The organism is Halalkalibacter lacteus (assembly GCF_036663595.1).
In the GTDB taxonomy this organism is placed as follows: Bacteria; Bacillota; Bacilli; order Bacillales; family Bacillaceae_D; genus Halalkalibacter; species Halalkalibacter lacteus.
Genome location: NZ_JAWRVL010000063.1, coordinates 1 through 5976 on the forward strand (window position 1 = coordinate 1; position 5976 = coordinate 5976).

Sequence of the window (5976 nt, forward strand, 5' to 3'; positions counted from 1 at the left end):
TTGAGTGTAAATAGAAGAAATACTCTTATTAAAGTAAACCAGCTAATAGAATCTATGTCTGATCTTCAGCAATCGGGGGCTTTGTTCAATAGGGCATTGCAATGATCGGGCGCTTTACTTCAATAATGAGTAAAGCCTTTTTTATTCAAGTAACGGAGCAGAATTATTAAACAGGGAATTTGTATTTTTATGGTAAAGTTAAGAAGAAGTTTAAAGGGGGACAAAAAATGTGGGAGATGACAAAATATATCTGCTTTTCGTTGCTACTATTACTATTCCTAAACGGATGTATTCCAAGTAACAATGTTAGTGAAGATATATTTCAATTTAAAGATTCATATGTAGGTGACAATAATACAGTAGGGAGTATTGTAAGGCAATTACCAAATGGTGAACATTCTGAAGGATTTGAACTAAAAACAAAAGAAGAACCCTTTGGAATGGTCTTAAAGTACGGAGATATAGAAGCTACAATGATAGATGATGCTATTAAAGAAACGGTTATATACAATGCAACATTTATATTTGCATTGGTGAAAAATGCAGATTGGATTACTTTTGATTTTGGAGAACAAAAACACACATTAACAAAGGAAGAGTTGCAAGATTGGTACGGAAAAGAATTAGCTAGCTATACAAATGAAGAAGACCTAAGTAAAGTCACACAAGAGTATTTAGAAGACGAAAGTAAAATAAATCAATTCTTTGAAAAATAGAAAATACTCCTTTTTCAACTGACGTGTGCTTTCTTTAATAAGATATTAATAGAAGATCTTAAACAATCGGGCCATATTCTTGAATAACGTATTGTGAAAATGATGGGAATTTGAAATAATTGTTATTAAGTTAAAGGCCGGCATTGTTAAATACTTTCTTAATAGGAAGGCTGATATTCTATAACATATATCACTTATTTTGAAATTAGATTGAGGATGATAACATGAAAATTAGAGTAAGTAAAGAAATAGAAATTGATAAAATGATAGATATATGGTGTGAAGGGTCATTAATAGCACATGATTTTATTGATAAGGATTATTGGAAATCTCAGCGAAATGAGATGAAAGAAAAATATTTTCCAATTTCTGAAAACTATGTTATATGCAATGAAAAAGAAGTCGTGGGCTTCATCTCAATGGTAGATAACTATTTGGCTGCATTGTTTATTGATATTAAGCATCAAGGTAAAGGATATGGAAAAGAATTATTAAACTTTATAAAAGAACGAAGGAAAAATATACAATTAAAAGTTTACAAAAAAAATGATGAAGCAGTTAATTTTTATTTGAGAAGTGGTTTTGTAAAAAAAGAAGAACTATTGGATGAACAGACTGCCGAGGATGAGTTTTTAATGGAATGGAAAACAGTTTAAATACCATGTGATTTTGACTTTTTGATGTCTCATCGGAAAATATCATTACTATTTAGCCATTATAAGGGGCATATCTGTGTTTTTCGATCTTAAGCAAACGGGCGCATTTCTTTAAGAAGAATTGCGTCTGTTTTATTTTAAGACCGCTAAATAAAAGGAAGGAGGGGGGAGTGTTATAAAATGAAACAAACGTTACTTTTTTCCGTATAACAGTTATATAAATGAAGGAGGTTTATGTATTGAGCAAACAATTATTACATATTGAAGGGTTGGTTGTATTTATTACTTCGCTTTACTTCTATGATCAAGTGGGAGTTAGCTGGTGGGTATTTTTCCTCTTTTTGTTAGTACCAGATCTGTCTATGCTTGGCTATATAGTTAATAATAAAATTGGGTCAAAAATATATAATATTTTTCACACATATATTCTACCGTTGCTTTTTATCATTTTAAGTATGATTCTAGAACAAAATTTAATGCTGGCATTAAGTATCACTTGGGTAGCGCATATTGGTATGGATCGAACTATAGGCTACGGATTAAAGTACCCAAGTAATTTCAAAGATACTCATCTACAGAAAGTATAGCCACCTTCTTTTATTCAATGAGTATGTGTATAATCTATTTTTATTTATTCAATTAAAGGGCGCAATTCTGCAGTAAAGAATTGTGCTTTTTCTGCAACTTAAATATAGACCTTCCCCTCCTTTTTGCATAGCATTTACCCATTTTTCAAGCAAAATAAATAAATTTACATTTTTTGTTGACCATCACGTTACGTAATGCCTTAAAGTAAAGATTAAAGGGAGGTTACACAGCTATGAAAGTGAAAGAAGTTGCTGACTTGGTCGACATCAGTGTGCGCACACTGCATCATTATGACGAAATCGGACTATTAAAACCGGAACAGACGTCTGAAGCCGGTTATCGCCTCTATTCCGATCATAATCTTGAAATGTTACAACAAATCTTATTTTTTAAAGAGCTTGGCTTCCCTTTGAAAAAAATAAAGGAAATCATCAATCGTCCTTCCTTCGATCGAGAGGAAGCACTCAAATTCCAACGAAAAACGCTGGTGGAAAAAAGGACTCGCATAGATAAGATGATCTCGACGATCGATAAGACGATTGAACATATGAAAGGATCGATCGAAATGACGAATAAAGAAAAATTCGAAGGGTTCGACTTCAGTCATAATACGTATGAACAGGAAGCACGTGAACGTTGGGGTGACGAATTAGTCGATAAATCAAACGCTAAACTGGCTAGCATGACAAAAGAGGAACAAAAAGTAATGCAAGAAGAAATGAACGCACTCTATCGCAGCTTGGCTGCTCTTCGTCACACTTCACCAGAATCAGATGAAGCTCAAGCAGCAATCAAGAAGTGGTACACCTTACTGAACAGCAATTTTGGAATCCATTATTCACTGGAGGCATTCAAGGGCCTAGGTCAAATATATGTTGATGATGAGAGGTTCACGAAAAGCATCGACCAATTCGGTGTAGGACTGGCAAAATTCATGCGAGATGCAATGGCTTACTACGCTGAAAATAATAAATGAACGAAAAAAGGGTTTCCTTCGTATAGGAAGCCCTTTTTATAATAATTCCATATTCCACGAACGGGCGCGATTCTGCAGTAAAGAATTGCGCTCTATTATTATTTAAAGGGCCATTTAAAGGAGTAAGGGAAGGGGCAATTTATAAGGGCTGGACAATCCGAGTTCAACAGCAACAGTAAAAATGGAGTGCAGGCTTAAAGGCAAGCACTCCATTTTATATTTTAGTTTTGACTTTCAGTAAAAATTTGAAAGGTCACGCCGAATTTATCCGTTACATCACCAAAAGCTGGGCTAAAAGGGGTTTCTCCAAACGGCATATTGATTTGACCGTCTTGCCGCAAGGCTTCAAAAATTCGTTTTGATTTTTCCACGTCGTTCGTTGAAATGCAAATTGTCACCTGTTTACCCTTTTCAATAGTCGAACCACCTGGAGCATCGGAAAACATGAGCTCCGTTTCACCCACTCGTAACTTTGCGTGTGCCACAAGATTCTTCAGATCATCGGTGAAAGTATTATGCATTTCCGGCATATCTCCGTAAGTAATAATTGTGAGGACTTCAGCACCGATTGCTTGTTCATAAAACTTAATAGCTTCCCTTGCGTTCCCTTCCATATTTAAATAAGGGGTAATTCTTACTGTCATCATCGGTCAACTCCTTAATTTATTATTCTTATCAATTGTAGCAAATGAATAATTCTTTGATTTCTTTTCGATTGCTATTTTGAACAACCAACAGCAAACGATACTTTTTTATGATCTTAAGTTATACCTTAAACGGAGCACTTCAGTTGAGTAACAAATCAAACTGATTATCCTTGTAAAACACGACAAATTTAAAAAGTCGATTCACGCTAGTGGATCAGCTTTTTTCGGTTGAAAAACTGATTAGCGTACAAAATTCCGAAATGTAGTAGGTACCAAAAGAAGTTCGGATGTTCTGATTCTGAGGTTGTCTTTCTTCATTATCAACCTATGAGTATTTGCTTAGCCTAATAAAAGGGCAAAGGAGGAGGTATCAGGTTGATAAAGGAAGAATTAATTATAAGAAGAAGTCAATGAAATTAAAATGTTTGGAGGAAGGGGAAAGGAATAATGACTGACAGTTATCCAGAAATAGGTGAAGTGATTGGATATATTCATCAGCATATATACGAACCGTTATCACTTTCCGAATTGGCTCGTTATGCTGCCTATAGCCCGTACCATTTCACTCGCATTTTTAAAGGAAAAATGGGTATCTCTCCGATATATTATATTTCGGCTTTGCGTCTTCAAAAGGCAAAGGATTTGTTACTGCACACGAATTTGAGAGTACGGGATATTGGACTGGAAATCGGTCAAAAAAGTTTAGGAACATTTACGACCCGATTTACTGATCGGGTAGGCATGACACCTTCCGATTTTCGGGACTCAGTGCAGAGATCGGAGAATCATTTTCGTTCTTTACAAAAGCTTAGCGACTGGTCTGATTCTCATATTTCCACAGATAAACAAGCAACCATAAAAGGAACCGTTAAAGCGACCGTTCCTTTTGAGGGATTGGTTCTAATCGGTTTATTTGCTAAACCAATACCTGAAGGGCTCCCGATCCATGGAACGCTCGTTTCTTCGTTAGGAGACTTTCACATAATAGATGTCAAACCAGGTGTTTATTACTTAATGGCTACCTCTGTCTCTTGGGGAATGCAGGCCATGGACTTTCTGCTTCCTCAAAAAACCTTACGGACGCGATCGAAAAAGCCAATCATCGTAGAATCGGGTTCCTCTGTCCCACATCAAGGTGTAATTCTCTATCCTCCACGACTCGACGATCCACCAATCCTTATCTCCTTGCCATTGTTAATGAATAATTTTCTCCAAAAAATTCAAAAACATAGCAATCGATAAGAAATCTAGAAGGATAGGTGTACAATAACAAACAGTGAAGTATACCACCTTTAGCGCGATCTACTTCTATTAAAACAAAGAAGCTTCCACAGTTCTAAATATTCTTGACAAAATTGACACGAAGTTATTCCATAAAAGGGCGCAATTCTGAAGTGAAGAATTGCGCTCTAACGGGGCTTAATCTTCAATAAGACAACATAAATGAACTTCCACAAACGGTGGCGTAAATGGAATAAGCAGGTTGTTATTAAAAGTGCGCCGAAGTAGTTTAGTAAAATCAATTTAAGACTGGGGGAGGCTCTTTGATAAAAAACTATTTCATTTTGAGTTCTATCTTATTTCTTTTCTTAATATTAAGCACTGGTTGCACTAATTCAAGTGACAATAGCTACTATTTCAGTTAATACCGATTCTGAATATGTAAATACCTTTGAAGATTTAAATTTAGGGATACTATTTGATTTTGATTTCAAATTACCTAATGCGGATAAAAGTTGGGTAAATCTTTGGGTAGAAAGATACAATGATGGAGAAAAAGAATCTCAACCATTAACGCAATTATCCTACGGTAACAGTCCAAATGAAGTTGACGAAGGGCATTTGGGGTTTGGAATGATAAATCCAAACTCAGAAGACACTTTAGTTTTTCTTTATGGACCTGCTGTAAGAACTCAACCATCAATAATTGAAAAAAAAACTAAGACTGATATTTTTAGTTCTTGGGACTATGCCATTGGTAATGAAGAAGTAGAGTTAGAAATAGGTGAAACAAAAATATTAGCAGCATATAGGGAAACGGAAAGTAACTCAATTAGTACGGTTGATTTACAAGATGAGGAATCAGTAAATAGAATGATTAAACAGGATAACATCGTACTATTACTGAAGGTAAAGATAGAAGAAAAAAATGCAAACCGTAACTAAAGAACTGTATTTAGCCAATTTGTGAAGCGATGTACTTAAACAAACGGAGGCTTTAGCTTAACAAGCCAAATTAAAAAGTCGGTTCCTTAGCGTGCAGGAATTCGACTTTTTTAGGTTGAAATTTGCTTAGCATACATTATCAAGACCTAATAGTGAACTACTCACCACTTAGCTACGCTTGAAGTGGGAGCTTCTCACTTCCATGAAGAAAGCAACCTTTCTTCTCC

The 5976-nt window shown here is 35.2% G+C and carries 7 protein-coding genes; 6 read left to right on the forward strand and 1 reads right to left on the reverse strand.

Annotation, left to right across the window (positions count from 1 at the left end; translation table 11 throughout):
• Positions 1-227 precede the first annotated feature (227 nt).
• The 4 genes from SAZ04_RS21305 to SAZ04_RS21320 all read left to right on the forward strand — a co-directional run bounded on the left by SAZ04_RS21305 (position 228) and on the right by SAZ04_RS21320 (position 2936).
• The gene (locus tag SAZ04_RS21305) at positions 228-716 is read left to right on the forward strand and encodes a DUF4825 domain-containing protein (RefSeq protein WP_332699415.1); all 489 of its coding nucleotides are present in this window, start codon (positions 228-230) and stop codon (positions 714-716) included.
• A gap of 224 nt (positions 717-940) precedes the next feature.
• The gene (locus SAZ04_RS21310) at positions 941-1372 is read left to right on the forward strand and encodes a GNAT family N-acetyltransferase (protein ID WP_332699418.1); all 432 of its coding nucleotides are present in this window, start codon (positions 941-943) and stop codon (positions 1370-1372) included.
• Positions 1373-1611: 239 nt separating this feature from the next.
• The gene (locus SAZ04_RS21315) at positions 1612-1959 is read left to right on the forward strand and encodes a DUF4260 domain-containing protein (protein ID WP_332699421.1); all 348 of its coding nucleotides are present in this window, start codon (positions 1612-1614) and stop codon (positions 1957-1959) included.
• A gap of 233 nt (positions 1960-2192) precedes the next feature.
• Positions 2193-2936 (forward strand): MerR family transcriptional regulator, encoded by a 744-nt coding sequence (locus SAZ04_RS21320; protein WP_332699424.1) that lies wholly within the window; start codon positions 2193-2195, stop codon positions 2934-2936.
• Positions 2937-3157: 221 nt separating this feature from the next.
• On the opposite strand, the gene SAZ04_RS21325 is transcribed toward SAZ04_RS21320, so the two are convergent.
• Positions 3158-3580: a VOC family protein gene (locus tag SAZ04_RS21325; RefSeq protein ID WP_332699433.1), complete on the reverse strand. Its 423-nt coding sequence runs from the start codon at positions 3578-3580 to the stop codon at positions 3158-3160.
• Positions 3581-4030: 450 nt separating this feature from the next.
• Here SAZ04_RS21325 and SAZ04_RS21330 point away from each other — a divergent pair, with 450 nt between their 5' ends.
• Positions 4031-4825 carry a helix-turn-helix transcriptional regulator gene (locus SAZ04_RS21330; RefSeq protein ID WP_332699427.1) on the forward strand — a complete coding sequence of 265 codons (795 nt, stop codon included), beginning with the start codon at positions 4031-4033 and terminating at the stop codon, positions 4823-4825.
• Between the two features lie 378 nt (positions 4826-5203).
• Positions 5204-5749, forward strand: coding sequence for a hypothetical protein (locus SAZ04_RS21335; RefSeq protein ID WP_332699430.1), 546 nt, complete (start codon positions 5204-5206; stop codon positions 5747-5749).
• The last annotated feature ends 227 nt before the right edge of the window (positions 5750-5976 follow it).

Coding starts and splice junctions, on each gene's coding strand:
- SAZ04_RS21305 (WP_332699415.1), top strand. CDS start 228: ATGTGGGAGATGACAAAATATATCTGCTTTTCGTTGCTACTATTACTA.
- SAZ04_RS21310 (WP_332699418.1), top strand. CDS start 941: ATGAAAATTAGAGTAAGTAAAGAAATAGAAATTGATAAAATGATAGAT.
- SAZ04_RS21320 (WP_332699424.1), top strand. CDS start 2,193: ATGAAAGTGAAAGAAGTTGCTGACTTGGTCGACATCAGTGTGCGCACA.
- SAZ04_RS21325 (WP_332699433.1), bottom strand. CDS start 3,580: ATGACAGTAAGAATTACCCCTTATTTAAATATGGAAGGGAACGCAAGG.
- SAZ04_RS21330 (WP_332699427.1), top strand. CDS start 4,031: ATGACTGACAGTTATCCAGAAATAGGTGAAGTGATTGGATATATTCAT.